This is a genomic window from Enterobacter sp. 3U4 (assembly GCF_057224565.1).
Window position 1 is genome coordinate 4,554,952 of record NZ_CP136665.1, and the last position, 23,009, is coordinate 4,577,960.

Here is a 23,009-nt window from a genome sequence, read left to right on the forward strand (position 1 = left end):
TCACAAAATTTCGCATTTTTTGCCTGCTCCCGCCCCGCATTCTGGCGATTGTGCTATTGTAATCATAACCATTCTCACTTACACTTTGCGCATAATTTGAACGGGAGTTTCTATGTACGTTTGTTTATGTAATGGTGTAAGCGACAAAAAAATACGTCAGGCCGTTCGCCAGTTTCAGCCCCAGTCATTCCAGCAGCTTCGCAAATTTGTTCCGGTGGGAAATCAATGCGGTAAATGTGTACGTGCTGCGCGAGAGATCATGCAGGACGAACTGATGCAGATCCCGGAATTCAAAGAGATCGCGTAAGCGCCCATCTTTTTTTTGACATCCCTGTAGCCCGATCTACGCTTCAATGAGTGGAAGCGGAGGGACTATATAATGAAAGGTGATGTTAAAATCATAAGTTATCTCAATAAATTATTGGGAAATGAGCTTGTCGCAATCAACCAGTATTTTCTTCACGCGAGAATGTTCAAAAACTGGGGACTCAAACGTTTAAACGACGTTGAGTACCATGAATCTATAGACGAGATGAAGCACGCTGATAAATATATCGAGCGTATTTTATTTCTTGAAGGCATTCCAAACCTGCAGGATCTCGGCAAGCTGGGTATCGGAGAAGATGTCGAAGAGATGCTGTGTTCCGACCTCAGGCTGGAACTTGAAGGCGCTAAAGATCTCCGTGAAGCCATTGCCTATGCTGACAGCGTACATGACTACGTCAGCCGCGATATGATGATCCAGATCCTGGCCGATGAAGAAGGGCATATTGACTGGCTGGAAACAGAGCTGGATCTCATTGCTAAAATCGGCCTGCAAAACTATCTTCAGTCACAGATCAAAGTGGAAGAATAAGCAACGTCTTCCAGCCTACACATAAACCCGCTGCTGCCAGAAATGGCCCAAAAGGCAGCGGGTTTTTTATTGTCTCCTCATCAGGACGGATTAACGAAAAAACAAGAATGCAAAGAAGCGCCATCAGCGCCGCGAGTAACGCCAGCGCAGGCAGCATGCACCAGCCATGCCACGCACCAAGCGCCGACAGGTATTTTACATCGCCATATCCCATCCCTTCACGCCGGCAGATAAACCGATATCCCCAGTAAATAGCGGCAAAACCGACATATCCAGCCATCGCACCCACCACCGCACTCGGCAGAAAATCAGGTTGGATACAGACCTGAAAGAGCAGTCCCGCCCATAACAGCGGGCAGAGAAATTTATCGGGGAGCAGTCCGTAGCGAATATCTGCGCGGACAAGAAAGGCAGTCAGCGAAACATAGACCAGCAAGAAGGGAAGGGTGATTAACATGGATAAGGCCTCAAAAGTGTTTGAGCGCATACTCGTGATAATCGGCCTGACCGGCAATCTACAAAAACGACAATTGCGTAGGGGCTCCAGATAAAGCATTGGGAAGGGATAGATTGCGTAAAAAGTTGCGCTGCCTTACGCATACTGCGCCTCTGGCGCTTAATTTCTAAACGGCACTTGCGTCTTGCCCAGATTTACGTATAATGCGCGGGCTTGTCGTAATTGACGGCGGGTTCAATCAGAACCAGAGTAGCTCATTTTGTTACTCAACAATGCTCCCAATTGGGGAGCTACGTAAGAACGGTTACACTCTCCCATCAATCGTAATGGGTTTGAGGAGTAATCATTTTCGTTTATAAAATAATTGGAGCTCTGGTCTCATGCAGAACCAAAGAATCCGTATCCGCCTTAAAGCGTTTGATCATCGTCTGATCGATCAATCAACCGCGGAAATCGTCGAGACTGCTAAGCGCACTGGTGCGCAAGTCCGTGGTCCGATCCCGCTGCCGACCCGCAAAGAGCGCTTCACCGTTCTGATCTCCCCGCACGTCAACAAAGACGCGCGTGATCAGTACGAAATCCGCACTCACAAGCGTCTGGTTGACATCGTTGAGCCAACTGAGAAAACCGTTGATGCTCTGATGCGTCTGGATCTGGCTGCCGGTGTAGACGTGCAGATCAGCCTGGGTTAATCAGGTCATCGAGCGATTGAGAGGTTGATACAATGATTGGTTTAGTCGGTAAAAAAGTGGGCATGACCCGCATCTTCACTGAAGATGGCGTTTCAATCCCAGTAACCGTAATCGAAGTTGAAGCAAACCGCGTTACCCAGGTTAAAGATCTGGCTAACGATGGCTACCGCGCTGTTCAGGTGACCACTGGTGCTAAAAAAGCTAACCGTGTAACCAAACCAGAAGCGGGTCACTTCGCTAAAGCTGGCGTAGAAGCTGGCCGTGGTCTGTGGGAATTCCGTCTTGCTGAAGGCGAAGAGTTCACCGTAGGTCAGGACATTAGCGTTGAGCTGTTTGCTGACGTTAAAAAAGTTGACGTAACCGGTACCTCTAAAGGTAAAGGTTTTGCTGGTACCGTTAAGCGCTGGAACTTCCGTACCCAGGACGCTACCCACGGTAACTCCTTGTCTCACCGCGTTCCGGGTTCTATCGGTCAGAACCAGACTCCGGGCAAAGTGTTCAAAGGCAAGAAAATGGCAGGTCAGCTGGGCAACGAACGTGTAACCGTTCAGAGCCTGGACGTAGTACGTGTTGACGCTGAGCGCAACCTGCTGCTGGTTAAAGGTGCAGTTCCGGGTGCAACCGGTAGCGACCTGATCGTTAAACCAGCTGTGAAGGCGTAAGGGGATAGCAATGGAATTAGTATTGAAAGACGCGCAGAGCGCGCTGACTGTTTCCGAAACTACCTTCGGTCGTGATTTCAACGAAGCGCTGGTTCACCAGGTTGTTGTTGCTTATGCAGCTGGTGCTCGTCAGGGTACTCGTGCTCAGAAGACTCGTGCTGAAGTAACTGGTTCTGGCAAAAAGCCATGGCGCCAGAAAGGTACCGGCCGTGCGCGTTCAGGTTCTATCAAGAGCCCGATCTGGCGTTCAGGTGGCGTGACCTTCGCTGCGCGTCCACAGGACCACAGTCAAAAAGTTAACAAAAAGATGTACCGCGGCGCGCTGAAAAGCATCCTGTCCGAACTGGTACGTCAGGATCGTCTGATCGTTGTCGAGAAGTTCTCTGTTGAAGCGCCTAAAACTAAGCTGCTGGCACAGAAACTGAAAGACATGGCTCTGGAAGATGTGCTGATCATCACCGGTGAGCTGGACGAGAACCTGTTCCTGGCCGCACGTAACCTGCACAAGGTTGACGTACGCGATGCGACTGGTATCGACCCGGTTAGCCTGATCGCCTTCGACAAAGTCGTAATGACTGCTGATGCTGTTAAGCAAGTTGAGGAGATGCTGGCATGATTCGTGAAGAACGTCTGCTGAAGGTGCTTCGCGCACCGCACGTTTCTGAAAAAGCGTCTACTGCGATGGAAAAAACAAACACCATCGTTCTCAAAGTTGCTAAAGACGCGACCAAAGCAGAGATCAAAGCTGCTGTGCAGAAACTGTTTGAAGTCGAAGTCGAAGTCGTTAACACCCTGGTAGTTAAAGGGAAAGTTAAACGTCACGGACAGCGTATCGGTCGTCGTAGCGACTGGAAAAAAGCTTACGTCACCCTGAAAGAAGGCCAGAATCTGGACTTCGTTGGCGGCGCTGAGTAAGTCGGAGGAGTAATACAATGGCAGTTGTTAAATGTAAACCGACATCTCCGGGTCGTCGCCACGTAGTTAAAGTGGTTAACCCTGAGCTGCACAAGGGCAAACCTTTTGCTCCGTTGCTGGAAAAAAACAGCAAATCCGGTGGTCGTAACAACAATGGCCGTATCACCACTCGTCACATCGGTGGTGGCCACAAGCAGGCTTATCGTATTGTTGACTTCAAACGCAACAAAGACGGTATCCCAGCAGTTGTTGAACGTCTTGAGTACGATCCGAACCGTTCCGCGAACATCGCGCTGGTTCTGTACAAAGACGGCGAACGCCGTTACATCCTGGCCCCTAAAGGCCTGAAAGCTGGCGACCAGATTCAGTCTGGCGTTGATGCTGCAATCAAAGCAGGCAACACCCTGCCGATGCGCAATATCCCGGTTGGTTCTACCGTTCATAACGTAGAAATGAAACCAGGTAAAGGCGGTCAGCTGGCACGTTCCGCTGGTACTTACGTTCAGATCGTTGCTCGTGATGGTGCTTATGTCACCCTGCGTCTGCGTTCTGGTGAAATGCGTAAAGTCGAAGCAGACTGCCGCGCTACTCTGGGCGAAGTTGGCAATGCTGAGCATATGCTGCGCGTTCTGGGTAAAGCAGGTGCTGCACGCTGGCGTGGTGTTCGTCCTACCGTTCGCGGTACTGCGATGAACCCAGTCGACCACCCACATGGTGGTGGTGAAGGTCGTAACTTTGGTAAGCACCCGGTAACTCCGTGGGGCGTTCAGACCAAAGGTAAGAAGACCCGCAGCAACAAGCGTACTGATAAATTTATCGTACGTCGCCGTAGCAAATAATTTTAGAGGATAAGCCATGCCACGTTCTCTCAAGAAAGGTCCTTTTATTGACCTGCACTTGCTGAAGAAGGTAGAGAAAGCGGTGGAAAGCGGAGACAAGAAGCCCCTGCGCACTTGGTCCCGTCGTTCAACGATCTTTCCTAACATGATCGGTTTGACCATCGCTGTCCATAATGGTCGTCAGCACGTTCCAGTATTTGTTTCCGACGAAATGGTCGGTCACAAACTGGGTGAATTCGCACCGACTCGTACTTATCGCGGCCACGCTGCTGATAAAAAAGCGAAGAAGAAATAAGGTAGGAGGAAGAGATGGAAACTTTAGCTCAACATCGCCATGCTCGTTCTTCTGCTCAGAAGGTTCGCCTTGTTGCTGACCTGATTCGCGGTAAGAAAGTGTCGCAGGCCCTGGACATCCTGACCTATACCAACAAGAAAGCTGCGGTATTGGTCAAGAAAGTACTGGAATCTGCCATTGCTAACGCTGAACACAACGATGGCGCTGACATCGACGATCTGAAAGTCGCGAAAATTTTCGTAGATGAAGGCCCAAGCATGAAGCGCATTATGCCGCGTGCGAAAGGTCGTGCAGATCGCATCCTGAAGCGCACCAGCCACATTACTGTGGTTGTGTCCGATCGCTGAGACTCTGGAGACTAGCAATGGGTCAGAAAGTACATCCTAATGGTATTCGCCTGGGTATTGTAAAACCATGGAACTCTACCTGGTTTGCGAACACCAAAGAATTCGCTGACAACCTGGACAGCGATTTTAAAGTACGTCAGTACCTGACTAAGGAACTGGCTAAAGCGTCTGTATCTCGTATCGTTATCGAGCGTCCAGCGAAGAGCATCCGTGTGACTATTCACACTGCTCGTCCTGGCATCGTTATCGGTAAGAAAGGCGAAGACGTAGAAAAACTGCGCAAGGTCGTAGCGGATATCGCTGGCGTTCCTGCACAGATCAATATCGCTGAAGTTCGTAAGCCTGAACTGGACGCTAAATTGGTTGCTGACAGCATCACTTCACAGCTGGAACGTCGTGTTATGTTCCGTCGTGCTATGAAGCGTGCTGTACAGAACGCAATGCGTCTGGGCGCTAAAGGTATCAAAGTTGAAGTTAGCGGCCGTCTGGGCGGCGCGGAAATCGCACGTACCGAATGGTACCGTGAAGGTCGCGTACCGCTGCACACTCTGCGTGCTGACATCGACTACAACACCTCTGAAGCGCACACCACTTACGGTGTAATCGGCGTTAAGGTATGGATCTTCAAAGGTGAGATCCTGGGTGGTATGGCTGCTGTTGAACAACCGGAAAAACCGGCTGCTCAACCTAAAAAGCAGCAGCGTAAAGGCCGTAAATAAGGAGCGTCGCTGATGTTACAACCAAAGCGTACAAAATTCCGTAAAGTGCACAAAGGCCGCAACCGTGGTCTGGCGCAGGGTACGGATGTTAGCTTCGGCACTTTCGGTCTGAAAGCTGTTGGCCGTGGTCGTCTGACTGCACGTCAGATCGAAGCAGCACGTCGTGCAATGACCCGTGCAGTTAAGCGTCAAGGTAAGATCTGGATCCGTGTATTCCCGGACAAACCGATCACCGAGAAGCCGCTGGAAGTTCGTATGGGTAAAGGTAAAGGTAACGTGGAGTACTGGGTTGCCTTGATCCAACCGGGCAAAGTCCTGTATGAAATGGACGGTGTTCCGGAAGAGCTGGCCCGTGAAGCCTTCGGCCTGGCAGCAGCGAAACTGCCTATCAAAACCACCTTTGTAACTAAGACGGTGATGTAATGAAAGCAAAAGAGCTGCGTGAAAAAAGCGTTGAAGAGCTGAACGCTGAGCTGCTGAACCTGCTGCGTGAGCAGTTCAACCTGCGTATGCAGGCTGCAAGTGGCCAGCTGCAACAGACTCACCTGCTGAAGCAAGTGCGTCGCAATGTTGCACGCGTTAAGACTTTACTGACTCAGAAGGCGGGTGCGTAATGACCGATAAAATCCGTACTCTGCAAGGTCGTGTTGTTAGCGACAAAATGGAGAAATCCATTGTTGTAGCTATCGAACGTATTGTGAAACACCCGATCTACGGTAAATTCATCAAGCGTACGACCAAACTGCACGTACATGACGAGAACAACGAATGTGGTATCGGCGACAAGGTTGAAATCCGTGAATGCCGTCCACTGTCCAAGACTAAGTCCTGGACGCTGGTTCGCGTTGTAGAGAAAGCGGTTCTGTAATACAGTACGCCTTCTCAATACGAATAAACGGCTCAGCGATGAGCCGTTTATTTTTTCTACCCATATTGCAGAAGCGGTGTTATAATGCCGCGCCCTCGATATGGGGCTTTTTAACGGCTCTGATTTTAGAGTCTCAGGTAGTAGTTGACATTAGCGGAGCACTAAAATGATCCAAGAACAGACTATGCTGAACGTCGCCGACAACTCCGGTGCACGTCGCGTAATGTGTATCAAGGTTCTGGGTGGCTCGCACCGTCGCTACGCAGGCGTAGGCGACATCATCAAGATCACCATCAAGGAAGCAATTCCACGTGGTAAGGTCAAAAAAGGTGATGTGCTGAAGGCGGTAGTGGTGCGCACCAAGAAGGGTGTTCGTCGCCCTGACGGTTCTGTCATTCGCTTCGATGGTAATGCATGCGTTATTTTAAACAATAACAGCGAGCAGCCTATCGGCACGCGTATCTTTGGGCCGGTAACTCGTGAACTTCGTACTGAGAAGTTCATGAAAATTATCTCTCTGGCACCAGAAGTACTCTAAGGAGCGAATCATGGCAGCGAAAATCCGTCGTGATGACGAAGTTATCGTGTTAACCGGTAAAGATAAAGGTAAACGCGGTAAAGTAAAAAATGTTCTGTCTTCCGGCAAACTTGTCGTTGAAGGTATCAACCTGGTTAAGAAACATCAGAAGCCGGTTCCGGCCCTGAACCAACCAGGTGGCATCGTTGAAAAAGAAGCTGCTATTCAGGTTTCTAACGTTGCAATCTTCAATGCGGCTACCGGCAAGGCTGACCGTGTAGGCTTTAGATTCGAAGACGGCAAAAAAGTCCGTTTCTTCAAGTCTAACAGCGAAACTATCAAGTAATTTGGAGTAGTACGATGGCGAAACTGCATGATTACTACAAAGACGAAGTAGTTAACAAACTCATGACTGAGTTTAACTACAATTCTGTCATGCAAGTCCCTCGGGTCGAGAAGATCACCCTGAACATGGGTGTTGGTGAAGCGATCGCTGACAAGAAACTGCTGGATAACGCAGCAGCTGACCTGACAGCAATCTCCGGTCAAAAACCGCTGATCACCAAAGCACGCAAATCTGTTGCAGGCTTCAAAATCCGTCAGGGCTATCCGATCGGCTGTAAAGTAACTCTGCGTGGCGAACGCATGTGGGAGTTCTTTGAGCGCCTGATCACTATTGCTGTTCCACGTATCCGTGACTTCCGTGGCTTGTCCGCTAAGTCTTTCGACGGTCGTGGTAACTACAGCATGGGTGTCCGTGAGCAGATCATCTTCCCAGAAATCGACTACGATAAAGTCGACCGCGTGCGTGGTTTGGATATTACCATTACCACTACTGCGAAATCTGACGAAGAAGGCCGTGCTCTGCTGGCTGCCTTTGACTTCCCGTTCCGCAAGTAAGGTAGGGTTACTGAATGGCTAAGCAATCAATGAAAGCACGCGAAGTAAAGCGCGTAGCTTTAGCTGATAAATTCTTCGCTAAACGCGCTGAACTGAAAGCGATCATTTCTGATGTGAACGCTTCCGACGAAGATCGTTGGAATGCGGTTCTCAAGCTGCAGTCTCTGCCGCGTGATTCCAGCCCGTCTCGTCAGCGTAACCGCTGTCGTCAAACAGGTCGTCCACATGGTTATGTGGGCAAGTTTGGGTTGAGCCGTATCAAACTGCGTGAAGCCGCTATGCGCGGTGAAGTGCCAGGCTTGAAAAAGGCTAGCTGGTAATTACCAATTGAATCACGGGAGTAAAGACAGATGAGCATGCAAGATCCGATCGCGGATATGCTGACCCGTATCCGTAACGGTCAGGCCGCGAACAAAGTTGCGGTCACCATGCCTTCCGCCAAGCTGAAAGTGGCAATTGCCAACGTGCTGAAGGAAGAAGGTTTTATCGAAGATTTTAAAGTTGAAGGCGACACCAAGCCGGAACTGGAACTTACTCTCAAGTATTTCCAGGGTAAAGCTGTTGTAGAAAGCATTCAGCGTGTCAGCCGCCCAGGCCTGCGCATCTATAAGAAAAAAGATGAGCTGCCAAAAGTTATGGCTGGTCTTGGTATCGCAGTTGTTTCTACCTCTAAAGGTGTTATGACTGATCGTGCAGCGCGCCAGGCTGGTCTTGGTGGCGAAATTATCTGCTACGTAGCCTAATCGGAGGAAAGAATGTCTCGTGTTGCTAAAGCACCGGTCGTTATTCCTGCCGGCGTTGATGTAAAAATCGACGGTCAGGTTATTACGATCAAAGGTAAAAACGGCGAGCTGACTCGTACCCTCAACAAAGCTGTTGAAGTTAAACATGCAGATAACGCTCTGACCTTCGGTCCACGTGATGGTTTCGTGGATGGATGGGCTCAGGCTGGTACCGCGCGTGCCCTGCTGAACTCAATGGTTGTTGGTGTTACCGAAGGCTTCACTAAAAAGCTTCAGCTGGTTGGTGTAGGTTATCGTGCAGCTATCAAAGGGAATGCAGTAGGCCTGTCTCTGGGCTTCTCACACCCTGTTGAGCATCCGCTGCCGGCCGGTATCACTGCAGAATGTCCGACTCAAACTGAAATCGTGCTGAAAGGCGCTGATAAACAGCTGATCGGTCAGGTTGCAGCAGATCTGCGCGCCTACCGTCGTCCTGAGCCTTACAAAGGCAAGGGTGTTCGTTACGCCGACGAAGTCGTGCGTACCAAAGAGGCTAAGAAGAAGTAAGGTAACACTATGGATAAGAAATCTGCTCGTATCCGTCGTGCGACCCGCGCACGCCGCAAGCTCAAAGAGCTGGGTGCAACTCGCCTGGTGGTACATCGTACCCCGCGTCATATTTACGCACAGGTAATTGCACCGAACGGTTCTGAAGTTCTGGTAGCTGCTTCTACTGTAGAAAAAGCTATCTCAGAACAATTGAAGTACACCGGTAACAAAGACGCCGCTGCAGCTGTAGGTAAAGCTGTTGCTGAACGCGCTCTGGAAAAAGGCATCAGCAATGTTTCCTTTGACCGTTCCGGGTTCCAATATCATGGTCGTGTCCAGGCACTGGCAGATGCTGCCCGTGAAGCTGGCCTTCAGTTCTAAGGTAGAGGTGTAAGATGGCTCACATCGAAAAACAGGCTGGCGAACTGCAGGAAAAGCTGATCGCGGTAAACCGCGTATCTAAAACCGTTAAAGGTGGTCGTATTTTCTCCTTCACAGCTCTGACTGTAGTAGGCGATGGTAACGGTCGCGTTGGTTTTGGTTACGGTAAAGCGCGTGAAGTTCCAGCAGCGATCCAGAAAGCGATGGAAAAAGCCCGTCGCAATATGATTAACGTCGCGCTGAACAACGGCACCCTGCAGCACCCAGTTAAAGGTGTTCACACGGGTTCTCGTGTATTCATGCAGCCAGCTTCAGAAGGTACCGGTATCATCGCCGGTGGTGCAATGCGCGCCGTTCTGGAAGTTGCTGGGGTTCATAACGTTCTGGCCAAAGCATATGGTTCCACCAACCCGATCAACGTGGTTCGTGCAACTATTGATGGCCTGGAAAATATGAATTCTCCAGAAATGGTCGCTGCCAAGCGTGGTAAATCCGTTGAAGAAATTCTGGGGTAATTGACCATGGCAAAGACTATTAAAATCACTCAAACCCGCAGTGCAATCGGTCGTCTGCCGAAACACAAGGCAACGCTGCTTGGCCTGGGTCTGCGTCGTATTGGTCATACCGTTGAGCGCGAGGATACTCCTGCTGTTCGTGGTATGGTCAACGCGGTTTACTTCATGGTTAAAGTTGAGGAGTAAGAGATGCGTTTAAATACTCTGTCTCCGGCCGAAGGCTCTAAAAAGGCGGGTAAACGCCTGGGTCGTGGTATCGGTTCTGGCCTCGGCAAAACCGGTGGTCGTGGTCACAAAGGTCAGAACTCTCGTTCTGGCGGTGGCGTACGTCGCGGTTTCGAGGGTGGCCAGATGCCACTGTACCGTCGTCTGCCGAAGTTCGGCTTCACCTCTCGCAAAGCAGCGATCACAGCGGAAATCCGTCTGTCTGACCTGGCGAAAGTTGAAGGCGGCGTTGTAGACCTGAACACGCTGAAAGCAGCAAACATTATCGGTATCCAGATCGAGTTCGCGAAAGTGATCCTGGCTGGTGAAGTTTCTACTCCGGTAACTGTTCGTGGCCTGCGTGTTACTAAAGGTGCTCGTGCTGCTATCGAAGCTGCTGGCGGTAAAATTGAGGAATAAGTAGCAGATGGCTAAGCAACCGGGATTAGATTTTCAAAGTGCCAAAGGTGGATTTGGCGAGCTGAAACGCAGACTGCTGTTTGTTATCGGCGCGCTGATTGTGTTCCGTATTGGCTCTTTTATTCCGATCCCTGGTATCGATGCCGCTGTACTTGCCAAACTGCTTGAGCAACAGCGAGGCACCATCATTGAAATGTTCAACATGTTCTCTGGTGGTGCTCTCAGCCGTGCTTCTATCTTCGCATTGGGTATTATGCCGTACATTTCGGCATCTATTATTATCCAGCTGCTGACGGTCGTTCATCCGGCCCTGGCAGAGTTGAAGAAAGAAGGGGAGTCTGGACGTCGTAAGATTAGTCAGTACACCCGTTACGGTACTCTGGTGCTGGCAATATTCCAGTCGATCGGTATTGCTACCGGTCTGCCGAATATGCCTGGTATGCAGGGCCTGGTGTTAAACCCGGGCTTTGCATTCTACTTCACCGCTGTTGTAAGTCTGGTCACAGGGACAATGTTCCTGATGTGGCTCGGCGAACAGATTACTGAGCGTGGTATCGGTAACGGTATCTCAATCATTATCTTCGCCGGTATTGTTGCGGGCCTCCCGCCAGCCATCGCCCATACTATCGAGCAAGCGCGTCAAGGCGACCTGCACTTCCTCCTGTTGCTGTTGGTTGCAGTATTAGTATTTGCAGTGACGTTCTTTGTTGTCTTCGTTGAACGTGGTCAACGCCGCATTGTGGTGAACTACGCGAAACGTCAGCAGGGTCGTCGTGTCTATGCTGCACAGAGCACACATTTACCGCTGAAAGTGAACATGGCGGGGGTTATCCCGGCTATCTTCGCTTCCAGTATTATTCTGTTCCCGGCAACCATCGCGTCATGGTTCGGGGGCGGTACTGGTTGGAACTGGCTGACAACAATTTCGCTGTATTTGCAGCCTGGGCAACCACTTTATGTGTTACTCTATGCGTCTGCGATCATCTTCTTCTGTTTCTTCTACACGGCGTTGGTCTTCAACCCGCGTGAAACAGCAGATAACCTGAAGAAGTCCGGTGCATTTGTACCAGGAATTCGTCCGGGAGAGCAAACGGCGAAGTATATCGATAAAGTAATGACCCGCCTGACTTTGGTTGGTGCGCTCTATATTACTTTTATCTGCCTGATCCCGGAGTTCATGCGTGATGCAATGAAAGTACCGTTCTACTTCGGTGGGACCTCACTGCTTATCGTTGTTGTCGTGATTATGGACTTTATGGCTCAAGTGCAAACTCTGATGATGTCCAGTCAGTATGAGTCTGCATTGAAGAAGGCGAACCTGAAAGGCTACGGCCGCTAAATGGTCGCCTGAGAAGTTACGGAGAGTAAAAATGAAAGTTCGTGCTTCCGTCAAGAAATTATGCCGTAACTGCAAAATCGTTAAGCGTGATGGTGTCATCCGTGTGATTTGCAGTGCCGAGCCGAAGCATAAACAGCGCCAAGGCTGATTATTTCGCATATTTTTCTTGCAAAGTTGGGTTGAGCTGGCTAGATTAGCCAGCCAATCTTTTGTATGTCTGTACGTTTCCATTTGAGTATCCTGAAAACGGGCTTTTCAGCATGGTGCGTACATATTAAATAGTAGGAGTGCATAGTGGCCCGTATAGCAGGCATTAACATTCCTGATCAGAAACATGCTGTGATCGCATTAACTTCGATCTACGGCGTCGGCAAGACCCGTTCTAAAGCCATTCTGGCTGCAGCGGGTATCGCTGAAGATGTTAAGATCAGTGAGCTGTCTGAAGAACAAATCGACACGCTGCGTGACGAAGTTGCCAAATTTGTCGTTGAAGGTGATCTGCGCCGTGAAATCAGCATGAGCATCAAGCGCCTGATGGATCTTGGTTGCTATCGCGGTTTGCGTCATCGTCGTGGTCTGCCAGTGCGCGGTCAGCGTACTAAGACCAACGCACGTACCCGTAAGGGTCCGCGCAAACCGATCAAGAAATAATCGGGGTGATTGAATAATGGCAAAGGCACCAGTTCGTGCACGTAAACGTGTAAGAAAACAAGTCTCTGACGGCGTGGCTCATATCCATGCTTCTTTCAACAACACCATCGTTACTATTACTGATCGTCAGGGTAACGCATTGGGTTGGGCAACAGCCGGTGGTTCCGGTTTCCGTGGTTCTCGCAAATCCACTCCGTTCGCAGCTCAGGTTGCAGCAGAGCGTTGCGCAGAAGCCGTAAAAGAATACGGCATCAAGAATCTGGAAGTTATGGTTAAAGGTCCGGGTCCGGGTCGTGAATCTACTGTTCGCGCTCTGAACGCCGCTGGTTTCCGCATCACGAATATTACTGATGTGACTCCGATCCCTCATAACGGTTGTCGTCCGCCTAAAAAACGTCGCGTATAACGCTCCGTTTTTTAGGTTAGTTGGAGATAGAAAATGGCAAGATATTTGGGTCCTAAGCTCAAGCTGAGCCGTCGTGAGGGCACCGACTTATTCCTTAAGTCTGGCGTTCGCGCGATCGATACCAAGTGTAAAATTGAACAAGCTCCTGGCCAGCACGGTGCGCGTAAACCGCGTCTGTCTGACTATGGTGTGCAGTTGCGTGAAAAGCAAAAAGTTCGCCGTATGTACGGTGTGCTGGAGCGTCAGTTCCGTAACTACTATAAAGAAGCAGCACGTCTGAAAGGCAACACAGGTGAAAACCTGCTGGCTCTGCTGGAAGGTCGTCTGGACAACGTTGTATACCGTATGGGCTTCGGCGCTACTCGTGCTGAATCACGTCAGCTGGTTAGCCACAAAGCAATCATGGTAAACGGTCGTGTTGTTAACATCGCTTCTTATCAGGTTAAAGCGAATGACGTTGTTAGCATTCGTGAGAAAGCGAAAAAGCAATCTCGCGTGAAGGCCGCTCTGGAGCTGGCTGAGCAGCGTGAAAAGCCAACCTGGCTGGAAGTTGATGCTGGCAAGATGGAAGGTACGTTCAAGCGTCAGCCAGAACGTTCTGATCTGTCTGCGGACATTAACGAACACCTGATCGTCGAGCTTTACTCCAAGTAAAGCTTAGTACCAAAGAGAGGACACAATGCAGGGTTCTGTGACAGAGTTTCTAAAACCGCGCCTGGTAGATATCGAGCAAGTGAGTTCGACGCACGCCAAGGTGACCCTTGAGCCTTTAGAGCGTGGCTTTGGCCATACTCTGGGTAACGCACTGCGCCGTATTCTGCTCTCATCGATGCCGGGTTGCGCGGTGACCGAGGTTGAGATTGATGGTGTACTTCATGAGTACAGCACCAAAGAAGGCGTTCAGGAAGATATCCTTGAAATCCTGCTCAACCTGAAAGGGCTGGCGGTGAGAGTTCAGGGTAAAGATGAAGTTATTCTTACTCTGAATAAATCTGGCATTGGCCCTGTGACTGCAGCCGACATCACCCACGACGGTGATGTTGAAATCGTCAAGCCGCAGCACGTGATCTGCCACCTGACCGATGAGAACGCAGCTATTAGCATGCGTATCAAAGTTCAGCGCGGTCGTGGTTATGTGCCGGCTTCTGCCCGAATTCATTCGGAAGAAGATGAGCGCCCAATCGGCCGTCTGCTGGTCGACGCATGCTACAGCCCTGTAGAGCGTATTGCCTACAATGTTGAAGCAGCGCGTGTAGAACAGCGTACCGACCTGGACAAGCTGGTCATCGAAATGGAAACCAATGGCACAATCGATCCTGAAGAGGCGATTCGTCGTGCGGCGACCATCCTGGCAGAACAACTGGAAGCTTTCGTTGACTTACGTGATGTACGTCAGCCGGAAGTGAAAGAAGAGAAACCAGAATTCGATCCGATCCTGCTGCGCCCTGTTGACGATCTCGAATTGACTGTCCGCTCTGCTAACTGCCTCAAGGCAGAAGCTATCCACTATATCGGTGATCTGGTACAGCGTACCGAGGTTGAGTTGCTGAAAACGCCGAACCTGGGTAAAAAATCTCTTACTGAGATTAAAGACGTGCTGGCTTCACGTGGTCTGTCTCTGGGCATGCGCCTGGAAAACTGGCCACCAGCAAGCATTGCTGACGAGTAACCGGATCACAGGTTAAGGTTTTACTGAGAAGGATAAGGTCATGCGCCATCGTAAGAGTGGTCGTCAACTGAACCGCAACAGCAGCCATCGCCAGGCTATGTTCCGCAACATGGCAGGTTCACTGGTTCGTCATGAGATCATCAAGACGACCCTGCCTAAAGCGAAAGAGCTGCGTCGCGTAGTTGAGCCGCTGATTACTCTTGCCAAGACTGACAGCGTTGCTAATCGTCGTCTGGCATTCGCCCGTACTCGTGATAACGAGATCGTGGCAAAACTGTTTAACGAACTGGGCCCGCGTTTCGCGAGCCGTGCCGGTGGTTACACTCGCATTCTGAAGTGTGGTTTCCGTGCAGGCGACAACGCGCCGATGGCTTACATCGAGCTGGTTGATCGTTCAGAGAAAGCAGAAGCTGCTGCAGAGTAATCTGCAGTAACGTAAAAAAACCCGCTCCGGCGGGTTTTTTTATATCCGCGATATCCCCACTTCTCTACAATGTCTGTATCAATTCTGTTCATCCCCTGGAGCTGGTAATGTGGTTGCTTGACCAGTGGGCAGAACGCCATATTCGCGATGCCCAAAAAAAAGGCGAATTCGACGATCTTCCGGGTAGCGGCGAACCCCTTGTGCTTGACGATGATTCGCACATCGCGCCTGAACTACGGGCTGGATACCGTTTACTGAAAAACGCGGGCTGCCTCCCTCCGGAGCTCGAACAGCGCAGAGAGGCTGTTGAACTGGCCGATCTTCTCAATGGGATCCGCCATGACGATCCGCGACATTCTGAACTTAGCCGCCGCCTCACCCTGCTTGAACTCAAGCTGCGCCAGGCAGGAATGAACACTGACTTTCTGCACGGTAAATACGGTGAAAGCTTGTTGCGGAAAATAAACGAGGAGTAGTTATGTACCGTATTGGTGAACTTGCGAAGCTCGCGAACGTCACGCCGGATACCATCCGATATTACGAAAAGCAGCAGATGATCGATCATGAAGTTCGGACTGAAGGAGGCTTTCGTCTTTATACCGATAACGATCTGCAGCGCCTGCGGTTTATTCGTTATGCGCGTCAGCTCGGCTTCACATTAGACTCGATCCGCGAGTTATTATCGATCCGCATCGATCCGGAACATCACACCTGCCAGGAATCTAAAAGTATAGTGCAGGCCCGGCTGGATGAAGTTGAAGCGCGTATACAGGAACTGCAAACCATGCAGCGCTCTCTGCAAAGGCTGAATGATGCCTGCTGCGGTACGGCCCACAGCAGCATTTACTGTTCAATTCTCGAAGCTCTTGAACAGGGAGCGAGTGGAGAAACACAGGGCTGTTGATTTTTAGTTCTGCCGGGTCTAGACTCCCGTCGTCATAATCCATGCTCAGGAGAATTTATGAGCCGCTATCAGCACACGAAAGGACAGATAAAAGACAATGCCATTGAGGCGTTACTTCACGACCCGTTATTCAGGCAGCGAGTTGAGAAGAATAAAAAAGGGAAAGGAAGTTATTTGCGTAAAGACAAACATGAAAAACGGGGTAACTGGGAGGCCAGTGGCAAGCAAGCGAATCGCTTATTTACCACTGGCCTTCCTGCTTTAATCTTTTGATTAAACGCGGTTATTCTGCTCTTTTAACAGATCGCGGATCTCACTCAGCAGCACTTCTTCTTTCGTTGGTGCAGGTGCTGCAGCCGGCTCTTCTTTTTTACGGTTGAGCCTGTTGATCAGCTTGATAGCCATAAAAATGGCAAACGCGACAATCACAAAATCAAATACGTTCTGAATAAATACGCCGTAGTGCATCACGACTGCCGGAACATCGCCTTGTGCTTCACGCAGCGTGAAAGCGAATTGTTTGAAATCAATGCCCCCGATTAGCAACCCTAAAGGTGGCATGATAATGTCGGCCACTAATGATGAAACAATCTTGCCGAATGCCGCACCAATAATGACACCCACTGCCAAATCCACCACGTTTCCGCGCATCGCAAATTCGCGAAATTCTTTAATAAAACTCATTTTGTTCTCCTTGTGCCAGCTGACGACTATAAGTTTAACAAATGATTAGCTAATTGCCATTCGGGATAATTAAACGTTATGAAAAATAAAAGGCACAGAAATGAAAAGGATAAAGGGCGGGTGCACTTTTTCAGGCACCCGACACATTAAAGGAAGAATGGACTTGGCTGGAATAAACGTTCGACGTCGGTAATAAACTTTTTATCGGTAAGGAACATAATAACGTGATCGCCTTGCTCAATACGTAAATTATCATTGGCAATCATGACATCATTCCCGCGCACGACGGCACCGATAATCGTGCCCGGTGGCAGCTTAATTTCGTCTATCGAACGGCCCACGACGCGTGATGTGGTTTCATCTCCGTGCGCCACGGCTTCAATGGCTTCCGCTACGCCGCGGCGGAGCGATGACACACCGACAATATCCGCTTTACGCACATGGCTCAGGAGCGCGGAAATGGTCGCCTGCTGAGGGGAAATGGCAATATCAATAACGCTGCCCTGAACCAGATCGACATACGCCTTGCGCTGGATAAGCACCATGACTTTTTTTGCCCCCATGCGCTTCGCGAGCATGGCGGACATTATATTTGCCTCGTCATCGTTGGTGACGGCAATAAAGAGATCAACTTGATCAATATGCTCTTCAGCCAGTAGCTCCTGATCGGACGCATCACCATAAAATACGATCGTATTTTGCAGTTTTTCCGCCAGTTCAGCAGCACGCTGTTGATCGCGCTCGATCAACTTCACGCTGTAATCTTTTTCCAGCCGGTGTGCCAGACCGGCACCGATATTGCCGCCGCCGACCAGCATAATGCGTTTATAGGGTTTTTCGAGACGCTGAAGTTCACTCATCACCGCACGAATATGCTGTGAGGCCGCAATAAAGAACACCTCATCACCGGCTTCAACAATCGTGGATCCCTGCGGACGAATTGGCCTGTCGTGACGGAAAATCGCTGCGACGCGCGTATCGATATGCGGCATGTGCTCGCGCATGGTGGAAAGCGCATTGCCGATCAATGGGCCGCCGTAATAGGCCTTAACCACCGCCAGACTCACTTTGCCCTCGGCAAAGTTCACCACCTGCAGGGCGCCTGGATATTCGATCAGGCGGTAGATATTATCGATAACCAGCTGTTCTGGGGCTATGAGATGATCAATAGGGACCGCTTCTGAGTTAAACAGTTTTTCAGCATCGCGAACATAGTCCGGAGAGCGAATACGCGCAATTCGGTTTGGCGTGTTGAAAAGCGAGTAGGCCACCTGACAGGCCACCATATTGGTTTCATCAGAACTGGTTACCGCAACCAGCATGTCGGCATCGTCGGCGCCCGCCTCACGAAGAACACGTGGGTGCGAACCATGACCCTGCACAACGCGCAGGTCAAATTTGTCCTGCAACACACGCAGGCGATCGCCGTTGGTATCCACGATGGTGATGTCGTTGTTTTCGCCAACCAGGTTTTCCGCCAGCGTTCCGCCCACCTGTCCTGCACCCAGAATGATAATCTTCATATCTCGCGACCTGTTCTCAACATCACTCTTTGATTAGCTTAGCGTAAAAGAAGCCATCACCCTCTTCAGCACCCGGCAGGTTCTGCAGACCCGGGGTTTCAGGCGTTCCCGTATCGCGCAGCGCGGCGTCCGGCGTACGTTTAAGGAAGGCCGCGATTTGCTGGCTGTTTTCTTCCGGCAGTACGGAGCAGGTTGCATAAACCAGCGTTCCGCCAGGTTTAAGATGTGGCCAAATGGCGTCGAGAATGTCGGATTGCAGTTGGGCAAGTTCCTTAATATCACGATCGCGGCGTAGCCACTTGATGTCCGGATGACGACGAATAACACCGGTTGCAGAGCATGGGGCATCCAGCAAAATGCGATCGAACTGGGTATCACCACACCATTCTGCGGGTTTGCGTCCATCGCCTTGCTTAACCTGTGCCTTCATACCCAGGCGCTTGAGGTTGTCATAGACGCGTGAAAGACGCTGCTCATCAACGTCCACCGCCATCACGCTGGCTTGCGGAGCCACTTCAAGAATATGCGTCGTTTTGCCCCCCGGTGCGGCGCAGAGATCGAGGATCTGCTCACCGTTTTGGGGTTCAAGCCAGGTCATGCAACCCTGAGCCGAGGCATCCTGTACAGTTACCCAGCCTTCATCAAAACCGGGTAATGCATGTACCGGTGCAGGCGATGCTAAGCGCACGGCATCAGGGTATGCGTCATGGGGGAAGCCGCTCATTCCAGCTTCTTCGAGCAAGGTCAGCCATGCGTCACGGCTGTGATGATTACGATTCACGCGCAACCACATTGGCGGGCGCTGGTTGTTAGCATCGGCAATATCCTGCCACTGCTGCGGATAAGCTTTTTTCAGGCGCTTCAACAGCCAGTCCGGATGCAGGAAGCGGGCTTCACTTTGGGCAAATTCAGCCAGAAGCTCATCCTGCTGTCGCTGGAACTGACGTAATACGCCGTTGATCAGCCCTTTCAGCTGAGGACGTTTAATCGCAACGGCACCTTCCACCGTCTCTGCCAGCGCGGCATGAGGTGGGATGCGGGTATGAAGAAGCTGATAAAAACCCACCATAATCAAATAGTGTACGGTGCGCTGCTTGCCTGTCATTGGGCGTGACATCAGCTTATTAATCAGCCATTCAAGCTGAGAGAGCGTGCGCAGGACGCCAAAGCATAGCTCCTGAAGCAGGGCTTTGTCTTTATCAGAGACTTTTTGTTGCAGAGGGGGCAGGACGTTACTTAATGACTGCCCCTGCTCGATAACCTGCTCAATGGCCTGAGCCGCCATACTGCGTAAATTTTGTTTTTTCATAACCGTAAAAATAAAAATGCCCGGAAACACCGGGCCTTAAGGATAAATTTGCTCAGGCAAGGCGATTGCCCGGGATAAACCATTCACGACGGGAATTTAACAGATCCTGAGCGCTCATGGCTTTCTTACCGGCCGGCTGGAGCGATTCAAGATTCAATATCCCTTGCGCAGTCGACACCTGGATGCCGTTCTTGTTGGCGTCAACAATCGTACCGGGTTCAGCCGTGGTAGTACCGCTAATGACGGAGGCTTTCCAGACTTTCACCGGCTGTTCATCAATCTCCATCCAGCTCATTGGCCACGGATTAAAAGCGCGAATGCAGCGTTCAAGCTGAGCGGCCGAAAGGGACCAGTCGATCCGCGCTTCTTCTTTGCTCAGTTTTTCGGCATAAGTCACCAGCGCGTCATCCTGAACTTCTGGTTTCGCCGTATTGTCAGCAAGCTGCTGGAGTGTCTCGATAAGTCCTTGTGGACCAAGGTCTGCCAGTTTGTCATACAGCGTGGCGCTGGTATCGTCTGACGTAATGGGGCAGGCCAGTTTATACAGCATATCGCCGGTGTCTAAACCTACGTCCATCTTCATAATGGTAACGCCCGTTTCGGCATCACCTGCCCACAGCGAGCGCTGGATAGGTGCAGCACCACGCCAGCGCGGGAGCAGAGACCCATGCACGTTGATGCACCCCAGGCGAGGCATATCGAGCACAGCTTTCGGCAGAATTAAACCGTAAGCCACCACCACCATTACGTCGGCATTCAGGTCAGCAACCAGCTGCTGATTTTCCTGCGGGCGCAGCGATGCGGGCTGGAAAACGGGTAGCCCATGCTCTTCTGCCAGCACCTTGACTGGGCTCGGCATCAGTTTTTTACCGCGACCAGCAGGACGGTCCGGCTGGGTAAAGACGCCAACAACCTGGTGACCAGACGATAACAGCGCGTCAAGATGACGCGCTGCAAAATCAGGGGTTCCCGCGAAGATAATTCGTAGTGTTTTAGACACGATGATCCTTGTATCCGGGGGGACGTTATGCGCGAGAGCGCAAACGATCCAGTTTTTCTACTTTTTGACGAATACGCTGCTGTTTCAGCGGCGAGAGATAATCGATAAACAGTTTACCGACCAGGTGATCCATCTCATGCTGAATACAAATCGCCAGCAGGTCGTCGGCTTCCAGTTCGAACGGATTACCGTCACGATCCAGGGCGCGAATTTTCACTTTTTCGGCACGCGGCACTAAAGCACGCTGTTCAGGAATGGACAGACAGCCTTCCTCAATACCGGTTTCGCCACTCTTTTCGAGCAACTCAGGGTTGATCAGCACCAGGCGGCCATCGCGATTTTCAGAAACATCAATCACGATAATACGCTTGTGAATGTCCACCTGCGTCGCCGCCAGGCCAATGCCCTCTTCGGCGTACATGGTATCGAACATATCATCAACGATACGCTGGATTTCTGCATTCACTTCTTTGACCGGTTCAGCGACGATGCGAAGGCGCTCGTCCGGAATATGTAACACTTGCAAAACTGCCATAAATTTCCAGAGTCGTGTTCAGGAGTTGATAAGAATACTACCTCTATTCTAGACAAATCCCCCATCGATTGACAGCATCAGTGACCAATCGCAATGATTGCGGAGAGCGCTTATGGCAGGGGAAAGGATGACGTCTACCGAGATTTGGCTACGGCTCATGCACACAGGTTCTCTGTGTGGTGATGTCATGATGGAAGCGGCTGCACGACTGCACAGGCAGGAAGGCATCGACACGCTTGTCTTAAGAAATGCTGGACTGACAGTAAAGCAGGCTGAACGGTTCTTTGCGTTGAGTGAGAGTGAGCTGGAACGTAGCCTGATATGGCTTGAGCAGCCGGGACATCATTTATTAACGGCCAATCATTCCCTTTATCCCCCTCTACTGCGCACGATCCCTGACTATCCCGGGGCATTATTCATAAAAGGTAACCCAGAGACGCTTAATACCGTTCAGCTGGCGGTGGTAGGCAGTCGTGCGCCGTCATGGTACGGCGAGCGATGGGGGAAAATCCTGTGCGAACAACTTTCACAAAGCGGTTTCACGATCACCAGCGGGCTGGCCTGTGGTATTGACGGCGTTGCCCACAGCGCGGCGCTGTCAGTCAAAGGACGAAGTGTCGCGGTGCTGGGGAACGGTCTTTTTAGCATTTATCCACGCCGGCATCAGGCATTGGCGCTGCGGCTTATTGAGTCTGACGGGGCGATAGTGTCTGAGTTTCCGCTTTCCGCGCAGCCCAAGCCAGCAAACTTTCCGCGTCGTAATAGAATAATCAGCGGCCTTAGCAAAGGCGTGCTGGTGGTTGAAGCGGCGCGGAGAAGCGGTTCGCTGGTCACGGCGCGATGCGCGCTCGAACAGGGACGAGAAGTCTTTGCCTTACCTGGCCCGATAGGTAACCCCGGATGCGAGGGGCCCCACTGGCTGATTAAACAAGGGGCCACACCGGTAACGGAAGTAGGGGACATTCTTGAAAATTTGCAATATGGACTGCAATGGCTGCAGGAAGATCCCGAAAAGCGACAATATTCATCAGATCAGGGAAAGGTGGCATTGCCATTTCCCAAGCTCCTGGCTAACGTAGGAGATGAGGTAACACCTGTTGACGTTGTCGCTGAACGTGCCGGCCAACCTGTGCCAGTAACGGTAGCACAGCTACTCGAACTGGAGTTAGCAGGGTGGATCGCAGCTGTACCCGGCGGCTATGTCCGATTAAGGAGGGCATGCCATGTTCGACGTACTGATGTATTTGTTTGAGACTTATATCCATAACGAAGCAGAAATGCGAGTGGATCAGGACAAGTTGACACAGGATCTTACCGATGCGGGATTTGAGCGGGAAGATATCTACAATGCGTTGATGTGGCTGGAAAAACTGGCTGATTATCAGGAAGGCCTTGCCGAACCGATGCAGCTTGCATCTGACCCATTGTCTGTACGCATTTATACCGCTGAAGAGTGTGAACGGCTGGACGCCAGCTGCCGGGGATTCATTTTATTCCTTGAGCAGATTCAGGTGCTAAACCTCGAAACGAGAGAAATGGTGATAGAGCGCGTTATGGCGCTGGATACAGCAGAATTTGAACTGGAAGATCTCAAGTGGGTGATCCTGATGGTTCTGTTTAATATCCCGGGCTGTGAAAACGCCTATCAGCAAATGGAAGAATTACTCTTTGAAGTGAATGAAGGTATGCTGCACTAATTCAATGTGC

The 23,009-nt window shown here is 50.8% G+C and carries 41 protein-coding genes; 35 read left to right on the forward strand and 6 right to left on the reverse strand.

Annotation, left to right across the window (positions count from 1 at the left end; translation table 11 throughout):
• Positions 1 to 112 precede the first annotated feature (112 nt).
• Together bfd and bfr are read left to right on the forward strand one after the other, a co-directional pair.
• On the forward strand, positions 113 to 307 hold the full coding sequence (bfd, locus tag RVY89_RS21615; RefSeq protein WP_003863268.1) for a bacterioferritin-associated ferredoxin: 195 nt from the start codon (positions 113 to 115) through the stop codon (positions 305 to 307).
• 72 nt (positions 308 to 379) lie between these two features.
• Positions 380 to 856, forward strand: a complete 477-nt coding sequence (gene bfr, locus RVY89_RS21620; protein ID WP_484826421.1) for a bacterioferritin — start codon at positions 380 to 382, stop codon at positions 854 to 856.
• On the opposite strand, the gene RVY89_RS21625 is transcribed toward bfr, so the two are convergent.
• A complete protein-coding gene (locus RVY89_RS21625; protein ID WP_484826422.1) occupies positions 840 to 1,313 on the reverse strand; it encodes a prepilin peptidase in 474 nt (157 codons plus the stop codon). The genes bfr and RVY89_RS21625 overlap by 17 nt on opposite strands.
• 380 nt (positions 1,314 to 1,693) lie before the next feature.
• Between RVY89_RS21625 and rpsJ the strand changes: the two genes are divergently transcribed.
• From rpsJ to RVY89_RS21780, 31 genes are all read left to right on the forward strand, one after another.
• On the forward strand, positions 1,694 to 2,005 hold the full coding sequence (rpsJ, locus tag RVY89_RS21630; protein ID WP_001181005.1) for a 30S ribosomal protein S10: 312 nt from the start codon (positions 1,694 to 1,696) through the stop codon (positions 2,003 to 2,005).
• 32 nt (positions 2,006 to 2,037) lie between these two features.
• A complete protein-coding gene (gene rplC, locus RVY89_RS21635; protein WP_006178923.1) occupies positions 2,038 to 2,667 on the forward strand; it encodes a 50S ribosomal protein L3 in 630 nt (209 codons plus the stop codon).
• 10 nt (positions 2,668 to 2,677) lie between these two features.
• A complete protein-coding gene (gene rplD, locus RVY89_RS21640) occupies positions 2,678 to 3,283 on the forward strand; it encodes a 50S ribosomal protein L4 (protein ID WP_000424395.1) in 606 nt (201 codons plus the stop codon).
• Positions 3,280 to 3,582 carry a 50S ribosomal protein L23 gene (gene rplW / locus RVY89_RS21645; protein ID WP_000617546.1) on the forward strand — a complete coding sequence of 101 codons (303 nt, stop codon included), beginning with the start codon at positions 3,280 to 3,282 and terminating at the stop codon, positions 3,580 to 3,582. The genes rplD and rplW overlap by 4 nt, the downstream gene beginning before the upstream one ends.
• 17 nt (positions 3,583 to 3,599) lie before the next feature.
• Positions 3,600 to 4,421, forward strand: coding sequence for a 50S ribosomal protein L2 (rplB, locus tag RVY89_RS21650; protein ID WP_000301859.1), 822 nt, complete (start codon positions 3,600 to 3,602; stop codon positions 4,419 to 4,421).
• 16 nt (positions 4,422 to 4,437) lie between these two features.
• Positions 4,438 to 4,716, forward strand: coding sequence for a 30S ribosomal protein S19 (gene rpsS, locus RVY89_RS21655; RefSeq protein ID WP_001138115.1), 279 nt, complete (start codon positions 4,438 to 4,440; stop codon positions 4,714 to 4,716).
• 14 nt (positions 4,717 to 4,730) lie between these two features.
• Complete coding sequence (gene rplV, locus RVY89_RS21660; protein ID WP_002919773.1) at positions 4,731 to 5,063, forward strand: 50S ribosomal protein L22; 333 nt, start codon at positions 4,731 to 4,733, stop codon at positions 5,061 to 5,063.
• 17 nt (positions 5,064 to 5,080) lie between these two features.
• Positions 5,081 to 5,782, forward strand: a complete 702-nt coding sequence (gene rpsC / locus RVY89_RS21665) for a 30S ribosomal protein S3 (RefSeq protein ID WP_000529945.1) — start codon at positions 5,081 to 5,083, stop codon at positions 5,780 to 5,782.
• 12 nt (positions 5,783 to 5,794) lie between these two features.
• Positions 5,795 to 6,205 carry a 50S ribosomal protein L16 gene (rplP, locus tag RVY89_RS21670; protein ID WP_002919759.1) on the forward strand — a complete coding sequence of 137 codons (411 nt, stop codon included), beginning with the start codon at positions 5,795 to 5,797 and terminating at the stop codon, positions 6,203 to 6,205.
• Complete coding sequence (gene rpmC / locus RVY89_RS21675; protein ID WP_003863282.1) at positions 6,205 to 6,396, forward strand: 50S ribosomal protein L29; 192 nt, start codon at positions 6,205 to 6,207, stop codon at positions 6,394 to 6,396. The genes rplP and rpmC overlap by 1 nt, the downstream gene beginning before the upstream one ends.
• The gene (gene rpsQ / locus RVY89_RS21680) at positions 6,396 to 6,650 is read left to right on the forward strand and encodes a 30S ribosomal protein S17 (RefSeq protein WP_008503489.1); all 255 of its coding nucleotides are present in this window, start codon (positions 6,396 to 6,398) and stop codon (positions 6,648 to 6,650) included. The genes rpmC and rpsQ overlap by 1 nt, the downstream gene beginning before the upstream one ends.
• A 166-nt stretch (positions 6,651 to 6,816) precedes the next feature.
• Positions 6,817 to 7,188: a 50S ribosomal protein L14 gene (gene rplN, locus RVY89_RS21685; RefSeq protein WP_002919748.1), complete on the forward strand. Its 372-nt coding sequence runs from the start codon at positions 6,817 to 6,819 to the stop codon at positions 7,186 to 7,188.
• Between the two features lie 10 nt (positions 7,189 to 7,198).
• Positions 7,199 to 7,513, forward strand: coding sequence for a 50S ribosomal protein L24 (gene rplX, locus RVY89_RS21690; protein WP_003863287.1), 315 nt, complete (start codon positions 7,199 to 7,201; stop codon positions 7,511 to 7,513).
• 14 nt (positions 7,514 to 7,527) lie between these two features.
• Complete coding sequence (gene rplE / locus RVY89_RS21695) at positions 7,528 to 8,067, forward strand: 50S ribosomal protein L5 (protein WP_001096206.1); 540 nt, start codon at positions 7,528 to 7,530, stop codon at positions 8,065 to 8,067.
• A gap of 14 nt (positions 8,068 to 8,081) precedes the next feature.
• Entirely contained in the window at positions 8,082 to 8,387 is a 306-nt protein-coding gene (gene rpsN, locus RVY89_RS21700; protein WP_003863291.1) for a 30S ribosomal protein S14, read from the forward strand.
• Between the two features lie 30 nt (positions 8,388 to 8,417).
• Positions 8,418 to 8,810 carry a 30S ribosomal protein S8 gene (gene rpsH, locus RVY89_RS21705; protein ID WP_006178918.1) on the forward strand — a complete coding sequence of 131 codons (393 nt, stop codon included), beginning with the start codon at positions 8,418 to 8,420 and terminating at the stop codon, positions 8,808 to 8,810.
• 12 nt (positions 8,811 to 8,822) lie between these two features.
• Entirely contained in the window at positions 8,823 to 9,356 is a 534-nt protein-coding gene (gene rplF, locus RVY89_RS21710; protein ID WP_003863296.1) for a 50S ribosomal protein L6, read from the forward strand.
• A 9-nt stretch (positions 9,357 to 9,365) separates the two neighbouring features.
• Complete coding sequence (rplR, locus tag RVY89_RS21715; RefSeq protein ID WP_003863297.1) at positions 9,366 to 9,719, forward strand: 50S ribosomal protein L18; 354 nt, start codon at positions 9,366 to 9,368, stop codon at positions 9,717 to 9,719.
• Between the two features lie 14 nt (positions 9,720 to 9,733).
• Complete coding sequence (rpsE, locus tag RVY89_RS21720; RefSeq protein WP_003863299.1) at positions 9,734 to 10,234, forward strand: 30S ribosomal protein S5; 501 nt, start codon at positions 9,734 to 9,736, stop codon at positions 10,232 to 10,234.
• Between the two features lie 6 nt (positions 10,235 to 10,240).
• The gene (gene rpmD, locus RVY89_RS21725) at positions 10,241 to 10,420 is read left to right on the forward strand and encodes a 50S ribosomal protein L30 (RefSeq protein WP_003863301.1); all 180 of its coding nucleotides are present in this window, start codon (positions 10,241 to 10,243) and stop codon (positions 10,418 to 10,420) included.
• 3 nt (positions 10,421 to 10,423) lie between these two features.
• The gene (gene rplO / locus RVY89_RS21730) at positions 10,424 to 10,858 is read left to right on the forward strand and encodes a 50S ribosomal protein L15 (protein WP_003863304.1); all 435 of its coding nucleotides are present in this window, start codon (positions 10,424 to 10,426) and stop codon (positions 10,856 to 10,858) included.
• A gap of 7 nt (positions 10,859 to 10,865) precedes the next feature.
• Positions 10,866 to 12,197, forward strand: a complete 1,332-nt coding sequence (secY, locus tag RVY89_RS21735; protein ID WP_003863305.1) for a preprotein translocase subunit SecY — start codon at positions 10,866 to 10,868, stop codon at positions 12,195 to 12,197.
• 31 nt (positions 12,198 to 12,228) lie between these two features.
• The gene (rpmJ, locus tag RVY89_RS21740; RefSeq protein ID WP_000868187.1) at positions 12,229 to 12,345 is read left to right on the forward strand and encodes a 50S ribosomal protein L36; all 117 of its coding nucleotides are present in this window, start codon (positions 12,229 to 12,231) and stop codon (positions 12,343 to 12,345) included.
• 146 nt (positions 12,346 to 12,491) lie between these two features.
• Positions 12,492 to 12,848 carry a 30S ribosomal protein S13 gene (gene rpsM, locus RVY89_RS21745; protein ID WP_003863308.1) on the forward strand — a complete coding sequence of 119 codons (357 nt, stop codon included), beginning with the start codon at positions 12,492 to 12,494 and terminating at the stop codon, positions 12,846 to 12,848.
• Positions 12,849 to 12,864: 16 nt separating this feature from the next.
• Positions 12,865 to 13,254 (forward strand): 30S ribosomal protein S11, encoded by a 390-nt coding sequence (gene rpsK, locus RVY89_RS21750; protein WP_003863312.1) that lies wholly within the window; start codon positions 12,865 to 12,867, stop codon positions 13,252 to 13,254.
• Positions 13,255 to 13,287: 33 nt separating this feature from the next.
• A complete protein-coding gene (gene rpsD, locus RVY89_RS21755; protein ID WP_004868345.1) occupies positions 13,288 to 13,908 on the forward strand; it encodes a 30S ribosomal protein S4 in 621 nt (206 codons plus the stop codon).
• A gap of 25 nt (positions 13,909 to 13,933) precedes the next feature.
• Positions 13,934 to 14,923 (forward strand): DNA-directed RNA polymerase subunit alpha, encoded by a 990-nt coding sequence (locus tag RVY89_RS21760; RefSeq protein WP_002919219.1) that lies wholly within the window; start codon positions 13,934 to 13,936, stop codon positions 14,921 to 14,923.
• 40 nt (positions 14,924 to 14,963) lie between these two features.
• Positions 14,964 to 15,347, forward strand: a complete 384-nt coding sequence (gene rplQ, locus RVY89_RS21765; RefSeq protein ID WP_001216368.1) for a 50S ribosomal protein L17 — start codon at positions 14,964 to 14,966, stop codon at positions 15,345 to 15,347.
• Positions 15,348 to 15,454: 107 nt separating this feature from the next.
• Positions 15,455 to 15,823, forward strand: a complete 369-nt coding sequence (locus tag RVY89_RS21770) for a DnaJ family domain-containing protein (protein WP_484826423.1) — start codon at positions 15,455 to 15,457, stop codon at positions 15,821 to 15,823.
• 2 nt (positions 15,824 to 15,825) lie between these two features.
• A complete protein-coding gene (gene zntR, locus RVY89_RS21775; RefSeq protein ID WP_029740638.1) occupies positions 15,826 to 16,251 on the forward strand; it encodes a Zn(2+)-responsive transcriptional regulator in 426 nt (141 codons plus the stop codon).
• A 57-nt stretch (positions 16,252 to 16,308) separates the two neighbouring features.
• A complete protein-coding gene (locus RVY89_RS21780; protein ID WP_371899871.1) occupies positions 16,309 to 16,524 on the forward strand; it encodes an alternative ribosome-rescue factor A in 216 nt (71 codons plus the stop codon).
• On the opposite strand, the gene mscL is transcribed toward RVY89_RS21780, so the two are convergent.
• The 5 genes from mscL to def form a co-directional block, all read right to left on the reverse strand.
• The gene (gene mscL / locus RVY89_RS21785) at positions 16,525 to 16,935 is read right to left on the reverse strand and encodes a large-conductance mechanosensitive channel protein MscL (protein ID WP_023309449.1); all 411 of its coding nucleotides are present in this window, start codon (positions 16,933 to 16,935) and stop codon (positions 16,525 to 16,527) included.
• A 146-nt stretch (positions 16,936 to 17,081) separates the two neighbouring features.
• On the reverse strand, positions 17,082 to 18,458 hold the full coding sequence (gene trkA, locus RVY89_RS21790) for a Trk system potassium transporter TrkA (protein ID WP_008503482.1): 1,377 nt from the start codon (positions 18,456 to 18,458) through the stop codon (positions 17,082 to 17,084).
• 22 nt (positions 18,459 to 18,480) lie between these two features.
• Positions 18,481 to 19,767, reverse strand: a complete 1,287-nt coding sequence (gene rsmB / locus RVY89_RS21795; protein WP_484826424.1) for a 16S rRNA (cytosine(967)-C(5))-methyltransferase RsmB — start codon at positions 19,765 to 19,767, stop codon at positions 18,481 to 18,483.
• A 52-nt stretch (positions 19,768 to 19,819) separates the two neighbouring features.
• Positions 19,820 to 20,767, reverse strand: a complete 948-nt coding sequence (fmt, locus tag RVY89_RS21800; protein ID WP_484826425.1) for a methionyl-tRNA formyltransferase — start codon at positions 20,765 to 20,767, stop codon at positions 19,820 to 19,822.
• A gap of 25 nt (positions 20,768 to 20,792) precedes the next feature.
• Entirely contained in the window at positions 20,793 to 21,302 is a 510-nt protein-coding gene (gene def / locus RVY89_RS21805) for a peptide deformylase (RefSeq protein ID WP_008503479.1), read from the reverse strand.
• 127 nt (positions 21,303 to 21,429) lie between these two features.
• On the opposite strand from def, the gene dprA reads away from it, so the two are divergent.
• The gene (gene dprA, locus RVY89_RS21810) at positions 21,430 to 22,554 is read left to right on the forward strand and encodes a DNA-protecting protein DprA (protein ID WP_484826426.1); all 1,125 of its coding nucleotides are present in this window, start codon (positions 21,430 to 21,432) and stop codon (positions 22,552 to 22,554) included.
• Positions 22,526 to 22,999, forward strand: coding sequence for a DUF494 family protein Smg (gene smg / locus RVY89_RS21815; protein WP_008503477.1), 474 nt, complete (start codon positions 22,526 to 22,528; stop codon positions 22,997 to 22,999). The genes dprA and smg overlap by 29 nt, the downstream gene beginning before the upstream one ends.
• Positions 23,000 to 23,009: the final 10 nt, after the last annotated feature.